The 22,032-nt window shown below is 57.2% G+C and carries 21 protein-coding genes; 11 read left to right on the forward strand and 10 right to left on the reverse strand.

Going from position 1 to position 22,032, the window contains the following annotated elements:
• Window positions 1–133 precede the first annotated feature (133 nt).
• The 3 genes from QT231_RS18015 (at window position 134) to QT231_RS18025 (ending at window position 3,236) form a co-directional block, all read left to right on the forward strand.
• Entirely contained in the window at window positions 134–1,120 is a 987-nt protein-coding gene (locus tag QT231_RS18015; protein ID WP_308338210.1) for a tripartite tricarboxylate transporter substrate binding protein, read from the forward strand.
• A gap of 76 nt (window positions 1,121–1,196) precedes the next feature.
• A complete protein-coding gene (locus tag QT231_RS18020; RefSeq protein ID WP_064233997.1) occupies window positions 1,197–1,703 on the forward strand; it encodes a tripartite tricarboxylate transporter TctB family protein in 507 nt (168 codons plus the stop codon).
• Window positions 1,704–1,730: 27 nt separating this feature from the next.
• Complete coding sequence (locus QT231_RS18025; protein ID WP_308338211.1) at window positions 1,731–3,236, forward strand: tripartite tricarboxylate transporter permease; 1,506 nt, start codon at window positions 1,731–1,733, stop codon at window positions 3,234–3,236.
• A gap of 10 nt (window positions 3,237–3,246) precedes the next feature.
• Here the strand turns inward: QT231_RS18025 and QT231_RS18030 are convergent, their stop codons facing one another.
• The 7 genes from QT231_RS18030 to QT231_RS18060 all read right to left on the reverse strand — a co-directional run bounded on the left by QT231_RS18030 (window position 3,247) and on the right by QT231_RS18060 (window position 10,803).
• Window positions 3,247–3,990: an SDR family oxidoreductase gene (locus QT231_RS18030; protein WP_308338212.1), complete on the reverse strand. Its 744-nt coding sequence runs from the start codon at window positions 3,988–3,990 to the stop codon at window positions 3,247–3,249.
• Window positions 3,991–4,041: 51 nt separating this feature from the next.
• Window positions 4,042–4,992: an AEC family transporter gene (locus tag QT231_RS18035; RefSeq protein ID WP_308338213.1), complete on the reverse strand. Its 951-nt coding sequence runs from the start codon at window positions 4,990–4,992 to the stop codon at window positions 4,042–4,044.
• 156 nt (window positions 4,993–5,148) lie between these two features.
• Window positions 5,149–6,027, reverse strand: coding sequence for a shikimate dehydrogenase (locus QT231_RS18040; protein ID WP_308338214.1), 879 nt, complete (start codon window positions 6,025–6,027; stop codon window positions 5,149–5,151).
• On the reverse strand, window positions 6,024–7,910 hold the full coding sequence (locus tag QT231_RS18045; protein WP_308338216.1) for a TIM barrel protein: 1,887 nt from the start codon (window positions 7,908–7,910) through the stop codon (window positions 6,024–6,026). The genes QT231_RS18040 and QT231_RS18045 overlap by 4 nt, the downstream gene beginning before the upstream one ends.
• 28 nt (window positions 7,911–7,938) lie before the next feature.
• Window positions 7,939–9,204 carry a TRAP transporter large permease gene (locus QT231_RS18050; RefSeq protein ID WP_308338217.1) on the reverse strand — a complete coding sequence of 422 codons (1,266 nt, stop codon included), beginning with the start codon at window positions 9,202–9,204 and terminating at the stop codon, window positions 7,939–7,941.
• The gene (locus QT231_RS18055; protein ID WP_064233991.1) at window positions 9,201–9,698 is read right to left on the reverse strand and encodes a TRAP transporter small permease; all 498 of its coding nucleotides are present in this window, start codon (window positions 9,696–9,698) and stop codon (window positions 9,201–9,203) included. The genes QT231_RS18050 and QT231_RS18055 overlap by 4 nt, the downstream gene beginning before the upstream one ends.
• Before the next feature lie 88 nt (window positions 9,699–9,786).
• The gene (locus tag QT231_RS18060) at window positions 9,787–10,803 is read right to left on the reverse strand and encodes a DctP family TRAP transporter solute-binding subunit (protein WP_308338218.1); all 1,017 of its coding nucleotides are present in this window, start codon (window positions 10,801–10,803) and stop codon (window positions 9,787–9,789) included.
• A 213-nt stretch (window positions 10,804–11,016) separates the two neighbouring features.
• Here QT231_RS18060 and QT231_RS18065 point away from each other — a divergent pair, with 213 nt between their 5' ends.
• The 8 genes from QT231_RS18065 to pcaG all read left to right on the forward strand — a co-directional run bounded on the left by QT231_RS18065 (window position 11,017) and on the right by pcaG (window position 18,763).
• Entirely contained in the window at window positions 11,017–11,700 is a 684-nt protein-coding gene (locus tag QT231_RS18065; protein WP_308338219.1) for a TetR/AcrR family transcriptional regulator, read from the forward strand.
• A 120-nt stretch (window positions 11,701–11,820) separates the two neighbouring features.
• Complete coding sequence (locus tag QT231_RS18070) at window positions 11,821–13,149, forward strand: adenylosuccinate lyase family protein (RefSeq protein WP_308338220.1); 1,329 nt, start codon at window positions 11,821–11,823, stop codon at window positions 13,147–13,149.
• 200 nt (window positions 13,150–13,349) lie between these two features.
• On the forward strand, window positions 13,350–14,168 hold the full coding sequence (locus QT231_RS18075; RefSeq protein WP_308338221.1) for a CoA-transferase: 819 nt from the start codon (window positions 13,350–13,352) through the stop codon (window positions 14,166–14,168).
• 5 nt (window positions 14,169–14,173) lie between these two features.
• A complete protein-coding gene (locus QT231_RS18080) occupies window positions 14,174–14,941 on the forward strand; it encodes a CoA-transferase subunit beta (protein ID WP_308338251.1) in 768 nt (255 codons plus the stop codon).
• 11 nt (window positions 14,942–14,952) lie between these two features.
• Window positions 14,953–16,155 (forward strand): 3-oxoadipyl-CoA thiolase, encoded by a 1,203-nt coding sequence (pcaF, locus tag QT231_RS18085; protein ID WP_308338222.1) that lies wholly within the window; start codon window positions 14,953–14,955, stop codon window positions 16,153–16,155.
• Between the two features lie 11 nt (window positions 16,156–16,166).
• Entirely contained in the window at window positions 16,167–17,336 is a 1,170-nt protein-coding gene (locus QT231_RS18090) for an alpha/beta fold hydrolase (RefSeq protein WP_308338223.1), read from the forward strand.
• Window positions 17,337–17,368: 32 nt separating this feature from the next.
• Window positions 17,369–18,100 carry a protocatechuate 3,4-dioxygenase subunit beta gene (pcaH, locus tag QT231_RS18095; RefSeq protein ID WP_374694411.1) on the forward strand — a complete coding sequence of 244 codons (732 nt, stop codon included), beginning with the start codon at window positions 17,369–17,371 and terminating at the stop codon, window positions 18,098–18,100.
• Window positions 18,101–18,130: 30 nt separating this feature from the next.
• Window positions 18,131–18,763 carry a protocatechuate 3,4-dioxygenase subunit alpha gene (gene pcaG, locus QT231_RS18100; RefSeq protein ID WP_308338225.1) on the forward strand — a complete coding sequence of 211 codons (633 nt, stop codon included), beginning with the start codon at window positions 18,131–18,133 and terminating at the stop codon, window positions 18,761–18,763.
• A gap of 85 nt (window positions 18,764–18,848) precedes the next feature.
• On the opposite strand, the gene QT231_RS18105 is transcribed toward pcaG, so the two are convergent.
• The 3 genes from QT231_RS18105 to QT231_RS18115 all read right to left on the reverse strand — a co-directional run bounded on the left by QT231_RS18105 (window position 18,849) and on the right by QT231_RS18115 (window position 21,999).
• Window positions 18,849–19,871, reverse strand: coding sequence for a TRAP transporter substrate-binding protein (locus QT231_RS18105; protein ID WP_308338226.1), 1,023 nt, complete (start codon window positions 19,869–19,871; stop codon window positions 18,849–18,851).
• 95 nt (window positions 19,872–19,966) lie between these two features.
• A complete protein-coding gene (locus QT231_RS18110) occupies window positions 19,967–20,935 on the reverse strand; it encodes a PDR/VanB family oxidoreductase (RefSeq protein ID WP_308338227.1) in 969 nt (322 codons plus the stop codon).
• Complete coding sequence (locus QT231_RS18115) at window positions 20,932–21,999, reverse strand: aromatic ring-hydroxylating dioxygenase subunit alpha (RefSeq protein ID WP_308338228.1); 1,068 nt, start codon at window positions 21,997–21,999, stop codon at window positions 20,932–20,934. Before QT231_RS18115 ends, QT231_RS18110 begins: the two co-directional genes overlap by 4 nt.
• Window positions 22,000–22,032: the final 33 nt, after the last annotated feature.

Consider the following 22,032-nt stretch of genomic DNA (forward strand, 5'->3'; position numbering starts at 1 on the left):
ACTTTAGTTTCAATTATTTATACTAAAGTCGTGTTTTTTGTGACTAAAGTAAAAGAGTAACCTCGCTGTATGTAGTACGAATAGATGTACGAAATGCGAACATAAAAATAATGCAATACACAGGAAGATAATAATGAATAAACTCCTTAGCGCAACATGTCTGGCTGCCTGCGGAAGTGCCCTAGCGCTTGGTCTTACCGTCTCCTCTGCCAGTGCCAATGAGTGGCCTACTGACGATATTCGTCTTGTCGTCCCCTATGCCCCAGGTGGCACCACGGATGTTTTGTCCCGCCGCGTCGCGGATCTTCTTCAGCAAGAGCTTGATGCTAACGTGGTTGTGGAGAACCGCCCAGGGGCGGGCTCTACTGTGGGCACCGGTCGTCTCGCTCGAGGTGGCCGCGGTGTCGATCACACTATTTTGATGGCGTCTCCAGGGCACACCATTGGCGCTGCCATCTATCCTGACCTGGGCTATGATCCGGTTGAGGATTTTGTCTTCCTGCAAAACATGATCGATATCCCCAATGTCATGGTGGTTCCCGCCGATAGCCCTTATGAAAGTGTGATTGAGTTTGTTGAAGCGGCAAAAGAAGAGAACATGACGTTCAGCCACAGTGGCGTGGGCAGCTCCATCCATATGTCCGGTGAGTTATTCAAGACGCTGACTGAAACCAACATGACGGCAGTGCCTTTTGCCGGCAGCGGTGCGGCTCTTCCTGCGCTATTAGGCGGCGATGTCGATGTCTCTTTCGAGAACATGCCGACCGTCCTTTCGCATATTCGCTCGGGTGATTTGCGCGCTCTGGCGGTTACCTCCGCTGAGCGGTCAGAGTACCTGCCGGATGTGCCCACACTGTCGGAAGTGGGTGAGTATAACCTTGACCAGTTCGTCACGACGGCATGGTTTGGCCTGGTGGCACACAGCTCTTTCCCTGAAGAAGCGCAAAGCGTTATGCAGGACGCCCTTGCCAAGGTGATGGAACGTGAGGAGTTTTTGGACTTTGCTGATCAGCTGGGCGCCGAACCGGGTCAGGTGTCTGGCGAACAGTTCAAGCAGTTCATTGCCGATGAAGTCGAGCGTTGGGAAGGCGTTGCACAGCAGGCTGGCATTAGCCAGTAACTAAGTAGTCTTCCGTCCTAACACTGAGGCGAGGGCTGCTACCCTCGCCTCTCTTGTTTCCCAGGAGAAGGCCGCGATGACACCTTCGGGTTCCAAGCGCAGAGTAAAAGTAAAAGATACTAGCGACCTCATCACCGGCATCGTCTTGCTGGGGTTTGCCATTGTGTTGGTCTTTTATCTGGTGCCTAACTATATAAACGAACCGCCGATCCTACAAAACCCAATGATGTCGCCGCGCTGGCTGCCAGCGATCATCGGCTGGCTGATCCTGCTGTTTTCGATTCTACTCATTCTTCAGGCCTTCATTTTGGAAGGGAAAACCGAGGAGGATGAGAGAGCGATTGAGAAAGGCTCCACGCGGCGTTTCGTGCTAATGGTGCTGTCGCTGGTGATATATGTTGCCTTGTTTGAGGCGATGGGCGCCGTGTTCTGTGGCATTTTGGCAACATTAGTTCTTTTCGTGGCACACCCGGTACGCACTTGGTGGGTATATAGCCTGGCATTTCTGTTTCCTATTATCGTGGCGCTCTTATTCGTAGAAGTAATGAACGTGCCACTACCGATAATGCCGCTCGGTTTCTGATTCGCTACTTATTTTTCTGGGTGCCCTATGGAAAACTTTTCGGAAGTCGTTGGCATATTCTTTAGTCTGGACAACTTTCTGGCCATAGCCGTAGGCGTGGTTATCGGCGTGGTGGTTGGTTCCATCCCCGGTTTAACCGCCACCATGGCGGTGGCATTGGCACTCCCCTTTACCTTCTCTATGCAGCCGGTGGCGGCTATCCTGCTGCTAGTAGGTATCTATAAAGGGGGGATGTACGGCGGCTCGATTACCGCGATTCTAATCAGAACCCCGGGCTCACCCGCTTCGGCCTGTACTTTGCTAGACGGCTATCCAATGGCCCAGCAGGGGCATGCCAAAAAAGCACTAAAGGCAGCGCTTTACTCGTCGGTCATTGCCGATTTTATCTCCAACATTGCGTTGATCTTTTTTGCCGCCTACTTGGCCAAAATTGCGCTGAACTTCGGTGCGCCAGAATTTTTCTGGCTGATCTGTTTTTCTCTCACCATTATCATCTCTCTGGCCAGCGGTTCTATGATCAAGGGCTTGATGGCAGCGCTGCTAGGTATTTTGTTATCCATGGTAGGGCTGGATGAGGTCTTCGGTTCACAGCGGCTGACCTTCGGCAACTACAACTTAATGGACAGCATCTCCTTTATTCCCCTGTTGATTGGGCTTTTTGCTATTCCAGAGATTATCGAGTTTTATCGTAAGAAAGCCATTCCTCATATTAAGGCTAAGGCGAATGGTGCTGGTTTGGCCTTCTCTGAGCTAAAACGTTGCATGAAAAGCATTGTGCGGGGCAGCTTAATTGGCGTCATTATTGGCGCTATTCCCGGCACTGGGGCGACGGCGGCAGCGTTCATTTCCTACAGCGATGCACGCAGGCGCTCTCCCAACAGAGCCAATTTCGGCAAGGGCGAGGTAGAAGGGGTGGCCGCGGCTGAGGCCGGTAACAATGGCGTTGCCGGGGCGACATTAATTCCGCTGTTATCGCTAGGGATTCCTGGGGATGTCATCACCGCCATTATCCTGGGTGCTTTTATGGTGCATGGCTTAACCCCAGGCCCGCTTATGTTCCAGGAAAATCTGTCGCTGATCTATGCACTGTTCCTGGGTATTATGTGCAGTTCGGTCATCCTGTTGGTGGTGGGTAACGTTGCCATCAAGTACTTCTCGTTAATTGCTGATATCCCCAAGTCAATCCTCTTTCCCATCGTCTTGATGTTCTGTGTCTACGGCGCTTATGCAGTCAATAACGCCACTTTCGACGTGGGGCTGATGTTGGCTTTTGGGGTTTTGGGATACATCTTCAATCGTACCGCCATACCCGCAGCGCCGTTTCTGATCGGTTTCATTCTGGGGCCGATGTTCGAAGACAACCTGCGTCGTTCTCTGCTCATCGGCTCCAACGACTTGTCGATTTTTGTGCGTGGGCCTATCACCTGGGTCTTCATCGTGCTGACGGTGGGCTCCATCGGTCTGGCAATCTATCGCTTTGCCGCATCCCGACGTGGCACACGTAATAGTACTGACGAATCACACCAAACGTGAGTTGCCCGGCTTAACCGACCGTCACTCCGCCGCAGACAAACAACGTCTGGCCAGTAATGAAACTGCTACGTTCGTCGCAGAAAAAACTGACAGCCTGGGCCACGTCTTCGGGCTGGCCCATGCGCTTTAACGGGATATTATCGATGATGCGACGGGCGCGCTCAGAATCGGGGGGATTATTCTCCCAGAAGGCACTGGTAGCGATGGGCCCTGGGGCAACGCAGTTCACCGTAATGCCATGTTCCGCCAGCTCTAATGCCCAGGTGCGAGCCATGGATTGCAGCGCGCCTTTTGTGGCGCTGTAAATGGTGCGCGCTTCCTTGCCGAGTACCACGCGGCTGGCATTGATGACGATGCGCCCCATACCGGCTGCTTTCATTGAAGGCAGCAGTGCCTGTGTGCATATCAGCGCCGAACGTACGTTCAGGTGCATTAATCTATCGAAGTCTTCAATCTGCGTTTCTTCAAGCAGGGCCGGGGCGACAATGCCCACGTTATTGATCAGCCGGGACACCCTATTGCGCGCAGCGATTTCCGCCATCACCCGGTGGGAGGCGTCAGCATCGGCAAGGTCGACTAGAACGGCGTCTGCTCGCAAAGACTCTGCCTCCGGCTCAACGATATCCACCACGATAACGTGGTAACCCTCGTGCTGGAGACGCAGGGCAATGGCTTGACCGATATTTTTAGCCCCGCCGGTAACGACGGCGCAATGGTGCTGAGACGTTTTGCTTTGACCAGCGTGTTGAGACATTTTTGTTATCCTTGGCGGTAATCAATCGTTGTTTTTGTATAAACTCAAACGTTAAAACGTAATGAGCCCCGATAGCGTCATCAACCAAATTATCAGGCTGAGCGTAAAGAACGAAGCGATTGTCGCCACCAGCAGGGCGGCCGCGCTCACCCCGGCTAAGCCATAGCGTTGGCCGAGCAGAGGGTAAATGCTGATCAACGGTGCGGCAGCAAACAGCAGCGCACCGGCCATATAAAGGGGATCGATACCGGGGACAAAATAAAAGGCGATGAAAATAGCCAACGGGTGAATGAGGAGTTTGCCGACCACTATTTGACCAACGTCCCTGGCCATGCCTTTTACCTGCAGGCCAAACAGCGTCCCGCCAATCACGAACAGTGCCGCTGGCCCTGCTGCATCGGCCAGCATATCAATGGCTTTAAACAGCGGGCCAGGTATTTGTATATGGAATACCGCCAGGCTAATGCCGACCAGTAAGCCAATCAGCACGGGATTTTTGATTAGGCTAAGCGCTGTGTGTTTGACCGTCTTCCATACGCTGGAACCTTGATGGCTGCCCAGCTCAGCTAAAATCAGGGCGGCGGGAATAATGAGCAGGTTTTCAATCACCATATTCAGCGCCAAGAGCACCGCCGCAGGGGAGCCAATGACCATGGCTGCCACTGGGTAGCCGACAAAGCCGCTGTTGGCCGCAGCCATACCGAGTGCCTGCATGGCACTGGCGTTAAGGGGCTGGCGCTGTCGTTTTAAGCACAGCAGTAACCCCCCACTGAACACGACGATAGAGCCCAGGCCGTAAGCTACCAGGTAGTTGAGCTTGAAAATTTCTTCCAGAGGCTGCTGGGTTAACGCACGAATCACTAGCGCGGGCAGTGCGCAGTAGAGCACGAATACCCCCACCCCCTGCACCTGCTCGCGCTGGATAATGCCGCTCCATCTTGCGAGATAACCCGCCCCAATCAGCAGAAATATAGGCGTGGTAATGGCAAGAATGGCAAGCATAGCGGCCTCTTTAGCGCCCAAAGGAAATAGTAGTGTTCGAATAGCGAATAATTGTACGTTATTTTTTCAGCGCTTCACTACCAGCGCTGCATCGATCGAGCTTCTTGGCCAGAACCTCTTGACCAGAACTTCATGACCAGCTTTATGGCCCGAACTTTATGGTTCGGAGTGAGCTGACGGCGCGACGAGCTGTTCTATGTAGTGGGTACGCAGCGGTATCACATGCGGGTCGATCTGCTCAGGGGCGATACAATCCGCGCTGAAAAAGCGAAACGCATCCACGCCCTGAAACACAAACAGGTCAACACCCGAAAGCGTTTTGGCGCCCGCCCGTTGAGCGGCGTTTAACAGCTCGGTGTGGGCGGGGATATAGACCGCATCAAAGACCCAGTGCTGATCGCTAAGCCCGGTGGTATCAATTGGGCAACCCGGGTGATTGATGTGGCCGATGGGTGAGCAGTTCACCACGCCCTGCCACTTGGGAAGCTCTCTTTGCGCCTGTTCCGGGGTGACGCACGCCGCGCTAATACCCATGGCGTTAAGATCCCGGCTAAGGTTTTCTGCCCGCGTGGCGTCACGTTCAAGAATATGCAGACAACTGACATTGAGTTCACCCAGTGCACATGCCACTGCGCGGCCCACGCCACCGGCGCCAATCAATAGCACCTCCCCCGCAGGCTGGCTACCGAAGGAGTGGCGGTAGGCGCTGATAAAACCGGTGTAATCGGTGTTTTCCGCACGCAGGCCGTCAGCGTCAAACAGCAGCGTATTGGCGGTGCCTACCCGTCGCACGCCTTCGCCACGAATATCAGCCAGCTGGGCGGCTTTTTCTTTGAAAGGGAACGTAACGTTGGTTCCCCGGTAGCCCTCGCTACGCAGCTTTTTTATAGCGTTGGGAAAGTCAAAATCTGACACGCCCAGGCTGTCGACTAAATCGTAGCGTACCGGCTCGCCCAACGAAGCGCCCAGGCGTTCGTGTAAATCCGGGGATTGCGACTTGGCAATGCCTTCTCCTACCAGACCGAGTTTAATCATGCTTGGCTTCCTCCTGTGGGGTGCTTTGGCGTTTTTTGATCCATGCCATCAATTTCTGCCTCCAGGCGCTGCTGCGCGGTGACGCGCACAAAGGCATTCGGCGCGCCTAGCCCTTGGTAGCCATCACGCTGCACCAGCTCAAAGAAGAACGCCTGACGGCCGGGCTGGGTATACAGCTGGTAGAAGTCGCCATGGCTGTCTTGGTCAAAGAGGATGTGGTGCGCCTGCATCCACGCTTGGGTTTGTGCAGGTAGGTCAACGCGTGCGGCCAGGTCGCGGTAGTAGTTGCCGGGAATCGGCAGTACCGGCGTGCCCGCCTGCTGCAGCGCGGCGCTGGTGTCGCGCATGGCGTTGGTGCGCAGGGCGACATGGTGAACGCCCGAGCCGCCGTATTGCCGCACAAAGCGGTTGCTGGCGGTATCCGGCGAGGCGCTGGCGTTAAGCGCCAGGCGGAAGCGACCGTTGTAGTTTTGCAGCACCTGGCTCTGGATCAGCCCGCGGGGGTCGGTGACATCGAAGGAAGGCGTTGGCTCCAACTGGAAAATAGCGCGGTACTGCAGCATCAGCGAGAGGTAGTCGTGGTAGGAGAGCGCCACGCTGATATGGTCGATATCCACCAGCGCGCTCTGGGGAACGGGCTGCACATCCACAGTGAACTCACGATCCCAGGTACGGCTAAGTTGCGAGTCGTCAATGATATAGGAGAGACTGCCGTCTACATTGCGCAGTGCGCTCATGCGGTGGCTGGCGCCCACCTCTTCGGGCTCGACAATATCGTAGCCCAGCTTATCCGCGCGCTTGAACGCTTCATAGGCGTTGCCCACGCGCAGGCCAATGGCGGTGATGGCAGTAGCATCGCGACCCGGTACTCGGCCAGTGAAGTGCGCCTCGGTGTTGAGCACCAGGTTAACGTCGCCCGCCGCCCAACGTTCGGCGTTGAGCGTATGGTGGCGCCCCACGCAGGCCATGCCCAGGGCGCTAAGCAGCTCGCGCAGCGGTGCTAAATCGTCGGGCTCAACGGCAATCTCCAGAAAGGCGACCGACTCGATCGGCTGGGGCGCGGGAATGCCGCTGTCGCCCTGCATGCTGCGCAGCAAGTGGTAGGAACGCAGCCCGTCGCGAGCAGTCTGGTCGCTGTGGCCCATGCGGAACACATCGTTAAAGATCTCGTGGGAGAGCGGGCCGTCGTAACGGGTCTCGTCCAACATGGCCATGAATTTATCCATCTGCAGTTCGCCCTGGCCGGGGAAGCAGCGGTAGTGACGGCTCCACGACAGATGATCCATGGAGAGGCGCGGTGCATCGGCGGTTTGTACCAGAAAGATGCGATCCCCCGGAATGCGGCCAATGGTGCCCAGCTCCGTCTGGCGGGAGAAGATATGGAAGGTATCCAGCACCAGGCCGACATTGGGGTGGGCAGCGCGGCGCACCACTTCCCAGCTGTCGCGATAGTCGTGAATATGGCGGCCCCAGGCGAGCGCCTCATAGGCCACGCGCAGATTGCGCCGTGCGGCACGCTCACCTAGCTCATAGAAGTCATCGGCGGCGCGGCTTAAACCCGGCAGAGAGTCGGGGTGAACGGTGCTGCAGGCCATGAGCAGATCCGTGCCGAGCTCCTCCATTAGGTCAAACTTGTGCTCGGCGCGGTCGAACGCCCGTTCCCGGGCGCGCCCCTGCAGGCCTTCGAAATCGCGAAACGGCTGGAGCGTGACCAGCTTAAGTCCGCGGGCGCGAATCAGCTCGCCCGCTTCCCGCGGCGTGCCGGTGAACGCGGTTAAGTCGTTTTCAAACAGCTCAAGCCCTTCAAAACCCGCTTGGGCGATGGCGTCTACCTTCTCTTCCAGCGAGCCGCTTAGGCAAACCGTGGCAATGGATGAGTACATGGCATCACGCTCCTTACTTTGTGTAATATCAGTAACCCGCCAGACGCGGCAGGAAGGTGACCAGCGCCGGTACGAAGGTAATCAGCAGCAGGATCAAAAACTGCACGCCCAGCATCGGTAAAATGCGGCGGATAAGCGGCCCCATGCCCACCCCGGAGACGGAGTCGGCGACAAACAGGCAGAGCCCCATGGGCGGTGTGATTAGCCCCATCATTAGGTTGAAAATCACCACGATACCGAAGTGCAGCGGGTCGATACCCAGCGCCATGGCAATGGGGTGAAGAATCGGCACCAGCACCAAAATGGCCGCGATGCCTTCCAGGAACAGCCCCACCACCAGCAGTAGCAGAATCACGGCGATCAGGAAGGTCCACTGGGTATCGATACTCATCAGCGCCCACTCGGTGAGCATGTTGGGCACGCGCTCGAATGTCAGCACCCAGTTGGCGGCGGAGACGGCGCCCATGATGACCATAATCACTGCGCTGTCGCGCATGGCGCGGGCGAAGATGCCTGGCAGGTTCACCAGTTTGATATTGCGGTAGAGCACCACGCCCAGAATCAGCGCGTAGACCACAGCAAAAGCCGCCGCTTCGGTGGGCGTGACGATACCGGCGAGAATCGCGCCGACCACAAACACCGGCATCAGCGCGGGCAGCAGGCCGTGGAGGAGCGCATGGCGGCGCGACTGCTGCCTTGACTGGGTAGCGCCCAGGTCTCCGGCGAAAAAGTAGACGTAGATGGAAAGCCCCAGCGCCAGCAAAAAACCCGGCACGATACCGGCCAAAAATAGCCCCGGTACCGATACGCCAGACACGGTGAGCGCGTAGATAATCACCGGAATACTCGGGGGAATAATTGGGCCAATGACCGATGAGGCCGCGGTGAGTGCAGCGGCGAAGTCGCGTGGGTAGCCCTCTTTTTCCATTGACGGTATAAACACCCGTCCAAGCGCGGAAGTGTCGGCAATCGCCGAACCCGAGAGGCCGGCAAAAATCACCGACGCCCAAATATTGACGTGCGCCAGCCCGGCTTTTAGGCGGCCAACAATGGCGGTGGCCAGGTTAATAATCCGGTGAGTAATACCCGCTTCGTTCATCAGCTCGCCCGCCAGAATAAACAGCGGTATGGCCAGCAACGGGAAGGATTCCATGCCGCCAAAAAACTGCTGCGAGACTATACGGATGTGGTAGGGCAAATCGCCAGTGCTCATCAGCACTGTCAGCGAACCGAGAATGGCAAAGGCAAACGGCACCCCAAGCAGAATAAGGGCGATAAGCAGTATAAAAATCATGCTGACGTCTCCTCACCCTGCTGGGTGCTCAGGCGCAGGCCCGCCATCACCAGTGCAGAGAGGCTGAGCAACCCGCCGCCAATCAGCATGGAGGCTTGAAACAGCCACATCGGCATTCCCGTGCTTGATGAGGTGCGCCCACCACGCGCGGCGATAAACTCAACCGCCGACAGTATTAAGCCGATGCCGATCACCAGTACCATCAAATCGACAGCAACGGCCTGCCAGCGCACCCAGCGCGGCGGCAGCAGGCGTCGAATAAGGTCAAAGCCGATGTGCTTGTCCTGCAGGTACGCCCAAGACATGCCGAACATCAGGCCGTAAATCATTAAATAGATGGCGGTGTCTTCTCCCCAGGTAATGGAGCCGCCGTAGGTGTAGCGGGCAAAGGCATTGCCCGCGACCAGCAGGAAAATCAGCACCATGGCAAGCCCTGCCAAGCTGCCATTGAACAGGATCAGGCCGCGGTGTAGGCGGGCGAGAAGATGAGACATAAGAGCACCTTCAATCGATAGTCAGGCACGCAGGGTCGCGAGTGAGCCACCCAAGGCCCACTCGCAAAGCGCTTTGATCAGGCGGGGTTTAGAAGCGTGCGGATGCTTCTTCCACGGCGGAAGAGAGACGCTCGATCCACTCCGCGTCATCGCCAAGCTCTTCGGTTAGGTACGCCTGAACCGGCGGCTGGGCCGCTTCGCGGAAGGCTTCCATCTGTTCAGCGGTAGGCTGGGTGATCTCCATGCCCTCGGCAGCCAGTTTGGTGATCCCCTCGGCCGAGTTGAACTGCTGGATGGCACGGCCAGTGGTGCCAGCGACCACCGCGGCGCGCTTCACAGCGGCCTGTTCTTCCTCGCTTAGCGACTGGAAAATCTCATCGTTGATCAAGATATGGTCCACACCGTAAACGTGTCGATCCAGGGTCAAATAATCCTGAAACTCATAGAAATTATTGCCATAGATCACCGAGATAGGGTTCTCTTGACCATCGACAACACCGGTAGCAAGCGCCGTGGGCACTTCACCCCAGGCGATTCCCTGGGGTTCGCCACCCAAAGCGCTGACCATTTCCAGGTAGAGCGGAATGGTCTGTACGCGGAACTTCAGCCCTTGCATATCCTCCGGCGAGTGAATCGGGCGCACGGAGTTGGTGAAGTGGCGAAAGCCGGTTTCGCCGTAGGCCAGTGTGCGTAGGCCGGTTTCCTGCAAGCAGTGTTCAGCCAATGCAGTGCCGAATTCGCCGTCCATTACTTGCCAAGCAACGGGAGCTGACGGGAAGGTGTAAGGGATATCCGTCACGGCGACCGCCGGGCAGAAGTTGGCATAGGCACCGGAGACCATCGCAATGCTGATGGTGCCATCCTGCGCGCCTTCAATCAGTTCGGTTTCACCGCCTAGCGCGCCAGCAGGGTAGAGCTCCACGGTGAGATCCGTTTCGGCTTCCACCAGGTTTTTGAACACTTGACCGGCCGCACCTTTTTTCGAGGTGGTCCAGTCATCAGGATCAACGTGGGCAAAGCGCAGCGTTTGGGCGGAGGCGCTAGCAGCGGCAACCAGCGTAACCGTAGCAAGGGCCGCCGTTAGGGCGCGTTTCTTTATAGACATAGGTTTTATAGACACAGATTTTGTAAACACAGGGGTCAAAGACATTGTTGTTGTCCTCTTGTTGGGTCGTTGTTATAAGGTTTGGAAAAGCCTAAATCAGTGGCGTGTTTAGCCGTTCCATCCTGTCATAATCAACAATGTACGAAATGGTACGTTCAGTCAAGCTGTGGCATACTAGACCAAAGACGACCACGACAATAAAAGGCATGCTCTATGACACTCTCTTCGACCAAGGCCAGCCCCCCTGCCGCGCCGCGACGGCGTAAAAATGACCCCGAATCCGTGCGCGCCGATATTCTTGCGGTGGCCACCCGCGAATTCTCCGAAAAAGGCCTCTCTGGGGCCCGGATCGATGAGATCGCCGAGAAAACCCGCGCCTCCAAGCGTATGATTTACTACTACTTTAATGATAAAGAGACGCTCTACCTGCACACTCTGGAAGCCGCCTACCAGAAAGTGCGACTCCAGGAGGCCGAGCTGGATCTTGACCATCTGGCTCCGCTTGAAGCACTTAGCCGACTCGTGCGGTTTACCTTCTGCCATCACGCCAAAAACCCCGACTTTATTCGCCTGGTAATGATCGAAAATATTCATCATGGCCGCTTTTTGGCGCAGTCAGAGTTGATCCAGTCACTCAATGCCGGGGTGATTGATGCGCTCACCAGTGTCTATGCTCGCGGTCTAGAGGCCGGCTGTTTTCGCGAAGGCTTGGATCCACGGGAGCTGCACTGGCTGATTAGCGCGCTGTCATTTTTCAATGTCTCAAACCAGCACACCTTTTCGCGGATTTTTGATTGGCAACAAGCCTCACCTGAGAACCAGCGCAAACTGGAAGATCATGTTACCGAGATGGTACTGCGCTACGTGGTCACTGATGCCACGCTCTCGCAGTCGTAAGTACCGACCTATTTAGCGTATGGTTCGAATGGCGAACAACTGTACACTTCTGTTCTGAGTCGTACCTTTGTGGACTGTTTTGCTGGTTCTGAACAACGTTATATAGGAGGCGTAACGCCCATGCCCGCCGCATTTTTAAAACACCCCTTTATGAGCCAGCGCGCCATCGCCGAGTGTGACGATGACGCCATGGTGCGTGCCATGCTGGCCTTTGAGTTGGCCTTGGCTGAAGTTCAGGAAGCCAGCGGCGCGGTGCCTGATGGCGTTAGCCAGCAAATGCGCGAACAGTTGGAGAATGCGGAATTCAATAGCGAAGAGGTCGCGGCGGGTATTGCCAGCGGTGGCAATGTGGCGATTCCGTTTGTAAAGCAGAGCCGCGCGCTGCTCGCCGATGAGGTCAAGCGCTACTGGCATCAGGGGGCGACGAGCCAGGACGTGGTCGACTCCGCGCTGATGCTGCTGCTGAAACCACGCTTAGCGGCGTTAGATGAATTGCTGATGCGCTGCCGAACGGCGGCGTTAGCGCTTATGGATACTCATATCGATACGCCCATGGTAGGTCGAACGTTAATGCAGCAGGCGCTACCGATGACTTTTGGCGTTAAGGTGGCCCACTGGGCAATCGGCTTGGAGCAGAGCCGCCGCCGCTTGGGTGAGGTGGAACTGCCCGTTCAGTTTGGTGGCGCGGTGGGCGTGCACTCGGGCTGGGACACGCTGGGGCTTGAGTGGATGGACGCCTTGGCCGAGCGACTCGGCTTGGCCGTGCCGGTACTGCCCTGGCATACCGACCGCTACCCGATCCATGCCCTTGGCACGGCATTAGATGCGGTAGCCGGGGCCACTGAAAAAATCGCCCTGGATGTGTCGCTGCTGACGCAAACCGAAGTCGGCGAAGTGGCGGAACCTTCGGCACCGGGCATGGGCGAGTCCTCCTCCATGCCGCATAAGCGTAACCCGGTACGCAGCGCGCTGATTCGTGGCGCGGCGCGGCAAGTGCATGGTCATACCAGTGTGTTGATCAACGCTGCTGCCCAGCCTCTTGAACGCGGGTTGGGTGAATGGCACGCGGAGTGGGCGCCGTTAATGGAGAGCGCTCTGCTGGTAGAGGGGGCGCTGGAGCAAGTGGCCGTGCTTTTGGAAGGGCTAGAGGTCTACCCCGACAACATGTGGCGAAATCTGGCAGCTACCGGCGGCGGCATTATGGCCGAGCCCGTCGCACGTTTGCTGGCGCCTACGCTAGGTGTGGAGAAAGCCAAAGCGGTTAGCGCGGAAGCGGCAGAAGTTGCGCGTCGTGAATCACGCGCTTACTCAGCCGTGCTTGCCGACCACCCTGATGTGAAAGGGGACGTTGATGACGAGGCGTTGCGCAATGCCTGCGACCCTGCTTTATACCTTGGTAGCAGCGCCGCCCAGGTCATACGCGCTAAAAAATGGCTAGAAGCGCAATAAGCGCATTTAAAAACAAAGCGTTAAGTTTGTTTGTGGTGAGAGTGGTGGGATCGGCAGGGTCATTAGATGGTCGCCATTGGGTTTGACCCCATTAGCGTTCAGCAGTAGATTGTTCGTATAGAGGATCTATGTTCGCTAAACGAACAAATTGCAGCAGCTCACTAACAAATACGCCAACGACCCGCTAAGAGGCACCCATCATGGCCGAGTTTCTCAGCTTGCATGACGCGGTAGCGCGCTACGTCCAAGACGGCGCTACCGTGGCCATGGAAGGCTTCACCCACCTGATTCCATTTGCCGCCGGTCACGAAGTGATCCGCCAGAAAAAGCGTGATCTGACGCTGATCCGTATGACTCCCGATATCATCTATGACCAGATGATTGGCGCGGGCTGCGCTAAAAAGGTGATCTTCTCCTGGGGCGGTAACCCCGGCGTGGGCTCGCTGCACCGCCTGCGTGATGCGGTGGAGAAAGGCTGGCCGTGCAAGATCGAGATTCTGGAGCATAGCCACGCGGCCATGGCCTGCGCGTTTGAAGCGGGTGCTGCCGGTCTGCCGATGGCGGTTTTTCGCGGCTACATCGGTAGCGAACTGCCCAGCGTCAACGATCAAATCAAATTCATCGAGTGCCCGTTTACCGGGGAGCGCCTGGCCGCTGTTCCGTCGGTGCGCCCGGATGTCTCGATCATTCACGCCCAGCGGGCGGATCGCCAGGGCAACGTGCTGGTGGAAGGCATTGTCGGCGTACAGAAGGAAGCGGTGCTGGCCGCCAAACACAGCATCGTCACGGTGGAAGAGATCGTCGATGACCTCAACGCACACCCCAACGCCTGCGTGATCCCCAGCTGGGCCGTCAGCGCCATTGCGGTGGCCGAGAAAGGCGCGTTGCCTTCCTACACCCACGGCTACTATGGCCGCAGCAACCACTTCTATAAAGAGTGGGATGCCATCGCCCGTGATCGCGACACCTTCACGCAGTGGCTTGATGACAACGTCTTTAATGCAGGAGGCCAAGCCTGATGAGTCTGGAATATACCTCTTCTGAAATGATGTCGGTCACCGCTGCGCGGGCGCTGGAAAACGGCATGACCTGCTTTGTGGGCATTGGTTTGCCTTCAGAGGCTGCCAACCTGGCGCGCCTTACCCACGCGCCAGACGTAGTGCTGATTTACGAGTCCGGCACCCTGCAAACCAAGCCCGATATTCTGCCGCTCTCCATCGGCGATGGCGAACTGTGCGAGTCGGCGCTGACCACCGTGGCGGTACCCGAAATGTTCCGCTACTGGCTGCAGGGCGGCAAAGTCGACGTAGGCTTTTTAGGCACCGCGCAAATCGACCGCTTTGCTAACTTGAATACCACCTTAATCGGCGATTACAAGGCACCCAAAGTGCGCCTGCCGGGCGGCGGCGGGGCGCCGGAAATTGCCACCAACGCCGGTGAGGTGTTTATCACCCTGAAGCACTCCAAGCGTGCCTTTGTAAAAGATGTCGACTTTGTCACCACCCTTGGCTTTGGCCGCGACGGTAAAGGGCGCAACAACGTGCCCAATATTGGCAAAGGCCCCACCCGGGTGATTACCGACCTGTGCGTGATGAAGCCTGACCCGGAGACCAAAGAGCTGGTGGTGGTTTCGCTACATCCTGGTGTAAGCCGCGAGGACGTGATTGAAGCCACCGGTTGGGAAATCCGCTTTGCCGAACAGCTTGAGAGCACCCCAGAGCCCAGCGAAAACGAGCTGATGATTTTGCGTGAGCTGAAAGCCCGCACCGAGCGGGCCCACGCGGACGCATAAAGGAGTTTGCTATGAGTAACGTTTATTTATGTCATCCCCGCCGCACGGCGGTGGGCCGATTTGGCGGTACGCTTGCCAGCGTGCGCCCGGATGACTTCGCGGCGACCATCTTCAAAGCCGTATTAGCAGAAGCGCCGGAACTCGATCCTGCCGCCATCGAAGAAGTGTTTATGGGTTGCGCCAACCAGGCCGGTGAAGATAACCGCAATGTGGCACGGATGTCGTCGCTGCTGGCGGGCATTCCTACTTCGGTACCCGGCACGACCATGAACCGCCTGTGTGGCTCGGGTATGGACGCAGTGGGCACGGCGTTTCGCGCCATTAAAGCCGGTGAGATGGAGCTGGCGCTGGCGGGTGGCGTGGAGTCCATGTCCCGGGCGCCCTACGTGATGGGCAAGGCCGATAGCGCCTTCGCTCGTACTCAAAAAATTGAAGACACCACTATCGGTTGGCGCTTGGTCAACCCGCTGATGAAGAAAGCTTATGGCATAGACTCCATGCCGGAAACGGCAGAAAACGTCGCCGAGCAGTTCAACATCTCCCGTGAAGATCAGGACGCCTTTGCGCTACGCTCCCAGCAGAAAGCCGCTGCTGCTCAAAAGGCCGGGCGTTTTGCCCAAGAGATTACCGCGATTGAGATCCCACGCCGTAAGCAGGAACCGCTGATCTTTGATCAGGATGAGCACCTGCGGGAGACCACTCTCGATAAGCTGGCAGGTTTACCTACTCCCTTCCGTGAAGGCGGCAGCGTGACCGCCGGCAACGCCTCTGGCGTTAACGACGGCGCGGCGGCGATGCTGGTGGCCAGCGAAGCGGCGGTTAAGCAGCATGGCCTGACGCCTATGGCGAAGATTATCGGCATGGCCACGGCGGGCGTTGAGCCGCGCATTATGGGCTATGGCCCGGTACCGGCCGTACAGAAACTGCTCAAGCGCACCGGTATCTCGATGGACGATATCGATGTGTTTGAGTTTAACGAGGCGTTCGCCGCCCAGGCGCTGGCCTGCATGCGCGATCTTGGCCTTAAAGACGACGACCCACGGGTGAACCCCAACGGCGGCGCGATTGCCCTGGGTCACCCGTTAGGCATGTCCGGTGCGCGCCTGTTAATGACCGCTGCCCATGAGTTGCAAAACAGCGGCAAACGTTATGCGCTGTGCACCATGTGTGTGGGCGTTGGGCAAGGCATCGCCACGCTGATTGAACGGGTTTAACGGAGGTAATCATGGCATTTCATACCATCAACGGTCGCAGCGTGGCGTATCGGCTGCTCGGTGCACAAGTAAACCCACTGGTCGTGCTGGCGCACCCTTTGGGCATGAGCCAAGCGGTATGGGATGACGTGATTCCTGCGCTGCTGCCCCGCTACCGGGTGCTGACCTGGGATCTCCCCGGCCACGGTGCCAGTCAGGCAGCCAGCGGTGAGCAAATCACCCCCGCCGACTTAGCTGCAGAGGCCCTCGCGCTGGTGGAGCTGGCGGGCGCTAAGCGCTTTCACTTTGCCGGGACTTCCATTGGTGGCGTTGTCGGCCAACAGCTGATTGCCGCGCATAGCGAACGCCTGCTCTCCGTTACGCTGACCAACACCGGCGCGGTCATCGGCAACCCGGATCTCTGGAATACCCGCGCGGGTCGAGTACGCCAGGAAGGCCTGGTGGCGATGTCCCAAGAGATCGTGCCGCGCTGGTTTGCCCCGGCGACATTTGAGGCAAGCCCCGCCCTGAAAGCGGGCTGGTGCACACAGATGGGCCGTGGTGACGATGAGTCCTACGCACAACTGTGTGAAATGCTTGGTCGCGATACTTTTACTGGCAAGCTATCAGGTAAGAACACGAGAGTGCAGCTGTTTGGCGGCAGCGAAGATATGGCCACACCGTCCGCCACGCTGGAAGCCCTGGCAGCGGAACTCGATGGCGCACCGCTAGAGGTATTTAACGGCGTTGGCCATGTGCCTTCAGTTGAAGCCCCGTCGCTATTTGCCGAGAAATTGCTCGCGGTTTTGGCGACTGATTTAGGTGACGTGGCCAACCAAGGCGTGGCCTACGCCACCGGCCTTGAGACCCGTAAGCAGGTATTGGGCGAAGAGCACGTGGCGCGCTCCACCGCCAACGCCAACAGCTTGGACACCCCCTTCCAACAGATGATTACCCGCCTGGCCTGGGGCGAGCTGTGGAGCAACGACGATCTAACTCGTCGCGAACGCAGCATGATCACCACCGGGATTCTCGCCGCGCTTGGCCGCGAAGAGCTAACGCTGCATTTAAAAACCGCTAAACGGATTGGGCTGTCTGAGGCCGAACTGCGTCAGGTGCTGATGCATGTAGCGATTTACGGCGGCGTTCCGGCAGCCAATCACGCCTTCGCCCTCGCTAAAGAGCTGGGCTGGGGCGAGTAGCGAGTCAAAATAATCGATGAGAGGTAAGGGTGATGACCCACGATAACAAACGCTTTGTGGCCCGTGACCGTAACTGGCATCCGCCCGCCTACGCGCCGGGCTATAAAACCTCGGTAGCGCGCTCGCCCCAGCAGGCGCTGGTGAGTATGCAGCAACCGACCGTGTCTGAACTGACCGGCCCGGATTTTAGCCACCTGCGTATGGGCCCCCACGATAACGACCTGCTGATGAACTTTCGCCAGGATGCGAGCCAGGACGGGCTACCCCAAGGCGAGCGGATTATCATGTTTGGCCGGGTGGTCGATCAGTTCGGCAAGCCGATACCGCATACGCTGGTAGAAATGTGGCAGGCCAATGCAGGTGGCCGCTACCGGCATAAAAACGATAAGTACCTGGCGCCGCTGGATCCTAACTTCGGCGGTGTGGGCCGTTGTTTGACCGATGAACAGGGTATGTACCGTTTTCGCACCATCAAGCCCGGCCCTTACCCGTGGCCCAACGATATGAACAGCTGGCGCCCGGCGCATATTCACGTCTCAGTCACCGGCCCTTCGATCTCTACCCGGCTGATCACCCAGATGTACTTTGAAGGCGACCCGCTGATTCCCCTCTGTCCTATCGTGCATACGCTGAAAGACCCTCTCGCCGTTGAGACGATGATTGGGCGGCTCGATATGGCCCATAGCAAGCCGATGGACTGCTTGGCCTATCGGTTCGATGTTGTTGTGCGCGGCGAGTTGCAAACCTATTTTGAAAATCAATAGCCGAAAACCAATAAGGGCGGGGGATAACTCATGAATCAGCCTAACAGCCAGCCGACCAGCGAATTGATGCTGCGTGAAACCGCCTCGCAAACCGCTGGCCCCTACGTACATATTGGCCTTGCCCTTGCGGCAGCGGGCAATCCGGTGCGGGACGAAGAGATCTGGAACCAGATGGCCAAGCCCGACGCCGAGGGCGAGCATATCGAAGTGGTGGGTACCGTTATCGATGGCAACGGCGACCTGGTGCGCGATGCTTTCGTTGAAGCGTGGCAAGCCGATGCTAATGGCGACTACCAAGCCGATTACGATCTAAAAAAGCCGTTTAATAGCTTTGGCCGCACCGCTACCACCTTCGATCACGGCAGCGAGTGGTCATTAACTACCATCAAACCCGGCGCGGTGAAGCACCCCAGCGGCCAACTAATGGCCCCGCACATTAATCTGACGCTGTTTGCCCGGGGTGTGAACATCCACCTGCAAACGCGGCTCTATTTTGACGATGAAGCAGAAGCGAACGCCCAGTGCCCGGTCTTATCGCGCATCGAATCACCGGCGCGCCGCCAAACCCTGATAGCCAAGCGCGAAGAGATGGATGGCAAGGTGCGTTATCGTTTGAATATCCGTTTGCAGGGCGAGGGCGAGACGGTTTTTTTTGATTTTTGAATTTATGCATGCGGGCATTACTAAAAGATAAGGGCAGCCAATTGGCTGCCCTTACGCGATGGCTAGAATGATGATTAACCCTAATCTAGGCCTGACAGCTTTGCTGTAAATCCATCGCAGCTTCGTAGATTTCATCGGCGGAGCCGCCAATATCATCCAAGTAATCATCAATGGTCTGCTGTAACACTGGGCCCCATTCAGGGTCTTCGAGGGCGTCTTCGATGACGACAAACTCATGCCCCGCTTCAACGGCCTCTTCACGGCCTTGGCGTATCATATCGTCGTAAACCTCCGCCGCGCGCAGCGACCACTCTAAGCCGCTGTGGTCATCAATTACTTGCTGTAAATCGGCTGGCAGGCTGTCGTAACTGCGCTGACTCATGGTGGCGAACAGGGAAAGGTCATACAGGGGCACTTCGGTGTGGTACTGCGCCAGTTCGTTCAGCCGGAAAGTCTTCATGCCTTCCCAGTTGAAACTGAGGCCGTCGACGACGCCACGCTGCATGGAGGTAAACACATCCGGCGCCGGCATGCCCACGGCTTGGGCGCCGAGTCGCTCGAACATATCACCCACCACTGGCGTAGGACGGCGCAGGCGAAGCCCCTCGAGATCAGTCGGTGTTTCAATAAGCTGATCTTTGGTGTGGATGTAACCTGGGCCGGTGGTAAACAAGAACAGCGGGTGTGTGTCGGCGTACTCCTGTTCAAAATGTCCCTGATCGTAAAGCGACTGGAGAATGCAGGCCCCTTGACGGGCGCTTGCTGATATCCCCGGCAGCTCGACGACTTGTGTGAGCGGAAAGCGGCCAGCGGTATAGCCCTGGGCAGAAGCGCCTATGTCGGCGATGCCCATCACCGCGCTTTCGTAGGTTTGAGCCGATTTCGCCAGTGTTTGGCTGGGGAATACTTCTACTGTCAGCTCCCCATTTGATGCTTCTTCGACGCTTTCAGCCCAGGCTTGAAACAGTTCACGGTCTATCATGGAACCACCGGGCCAGACGTGCGCCACGCGAAGTGTGGTACTGGCTTCCACGGCGGGGGCCACGAATGAAACGGCGAACACGCCAAACAGGGTTGCCTTGGCTAGGTGGGTGGGTAGTTTTTTCATTGTCGTTATCCTGATTGCTAGTCGATGGGGCACGTTTTTATGATTGTTTTTGAAACTGTTTTTGAAGCTGTTTTTGAAACGGTGTTTGAGACGGTTTAAAGATCCAATACCAGGGTTTTGCTCTTGGCTCTGGAGCAGCAGGGCGTGAATTGATCGTTGGCCGCGTGCTCGTCGTCATCCAGGTATAAATCCCGGTGGTCGGGTTCGCCTTCGAGCACTCGGGTGAGGCAGGTGCCGCATACTCCCTGCTCGCAGGAGACCATGATGTCGATGCCATTTTCAGCCAGCACTTGGTAGACGGTTTTGTCGGCGGGCACGGTAAAGGCCGCGCCGCTGCTGGCGATGCGTACTTCGAAACTGCCATCGTCTTCGGTGACTGTATCAGCGCCTGCAAAGTACTCCGTGTGCAGTTGGTCGGCTGGCCAGCCGCACTGTTTACCTGTTGATAGGACGGCGTTAATAAACCCGCTAGGGCCGCAGACGTAGACCTGGGCATCAGCCTCCGGCTCACTCAGCAGCTTTTCCAGGTCTAGGGTTGAAGACGCGGTGTCATCGTCCAGGTAGAAGTATGTTCTATCGGCGAAGCTTGACGTTTTGATACGCTCACGGAAGGCCATGCGTTCAGCGGAGCGGGCGCAGTAGTGCAGTTCAAAATCTGCATCGGTGCGCGCTAAACGCTCTGCCATACACAGCAATGGCGTGATGCCGATCCCGCCCGCCAGCAGATAAGTTCGTTTAGCTGGCTTAAGCGGGAAGTGATTTTTAGGGGCGCTGATGAGTAGCAGGCTGCCCACTTTAATCTCATCGTGCATGGCGATGGAGCCTCCTCTGGAGGCTTCATCTCGCAATACGCCGATCAAGTAGCGATCCCGCTCCTCAGAGTGATTGCACAGCGAGTATTGCCGGATCACCCCCTCTTTCACCTGCACGTCAATATGGGCGCCTGCGCTGAAGGGGGGGAGCGGTCGGCCGTGCGGGTCGGCAAGCTCGAAGGTGGCAATGCCTAGCGCCTCCTCATGGCGAGCCTTTACCTCAACAATAAGCGATAGAGAGGGGTGGCTCATGCCGTTGCCTCCTGGGGTTGCTCAGCCTGCTCCTCTTTTAAGATTCGATCAATAATGCGGCGCGCCTGTACGCCCCCGCCGTCAATATTGAGTTTCAGCAGTTGGCGCTCGGGGTAGCGCAGCAGGTTGCGTTGTTGGGCTTCGAGCATCTCAAGATCTTCTTCGAAGATCTTGCCCTGGCCCTCGCGAATCTTGTCGGTGAGTTCTTGGTCTTCCGGCTTGAAGTTGCGGGCCATGCCCCAGAAGTACCAGATAGAGGTATCGCTCTCAGGAGTGATAAAGTCGACCACGATACTGGACGCTCTCACATCCGCCGGTGCTTTAGCGCCGCCATTGCCCGCGTGGGCCACGCCGACTTCGATTAATACGTGGCTGGGAGGCGTAAAGCGGCAAATTTGCCAGCGGTCTACGGGGACGTCATCAGCAAGTCCGTTGCCACGCAGAGCGGCCTGCCAGAAAGGCGGCGCGGGGATATTCTCCATCTCGCGGCTGGTGATCACTTCGCTGCCGTTAACCGTCGTTTCTGGGGCGGCTTCCTCTATCTCCGGCTGGCCGATGCTGGAAGCGTGCACATAGGTCTCATGGGTAAGATCCATAAGATTGTCGATCATCAGGCGATATTCACACTGAATATGGTAGAGGCCGCCGCCATACGCCCAGTCGGGGTTGTTGGCCCAGTGCAGCTCGGGGATCAGTGCGGCGTCGGCCTTATCCGGATCCCCCGGCCAGATCCAGATGAAGCCGTGGCGCTCTTCAACGGGGTAGGCGCGATTGCTTGGAAAGCCTCGAACCCGCTGGCGGGGCATGCTGTCGCATTTGCCGCTGCAGTTCATTTCAAGGCCGTGGTAGCCGCACACCAGCTTGCCATCACGCACGAAGCCCAAGGAGAGCGGCGCGCCACGGTGGGGGCAAAAGTCCTCTACGGCGGCCACGCGATTCTCGTCACCGCGGAAGAAAACTAGTTGTCTATTGCAAATAGTACGACCAAGCGGTTTCTCTGTGAGCTCTTCTGGAGTGCAGGCAACGTACCAGGTATTTAAAGGAAAGGGGGCTTGTTGAGTCACGGTTAACTCCTTTTGATTTAGTGTTGTAATTAT

The organism is Halomonas sp. SpR1 (assembly GCF_031010175.1).
Lineage (GTDB): Bacteria > Pseudomonadota > Gammaproteobacteria > Pseudomonadales > Halomonadaceae > Vreelandella.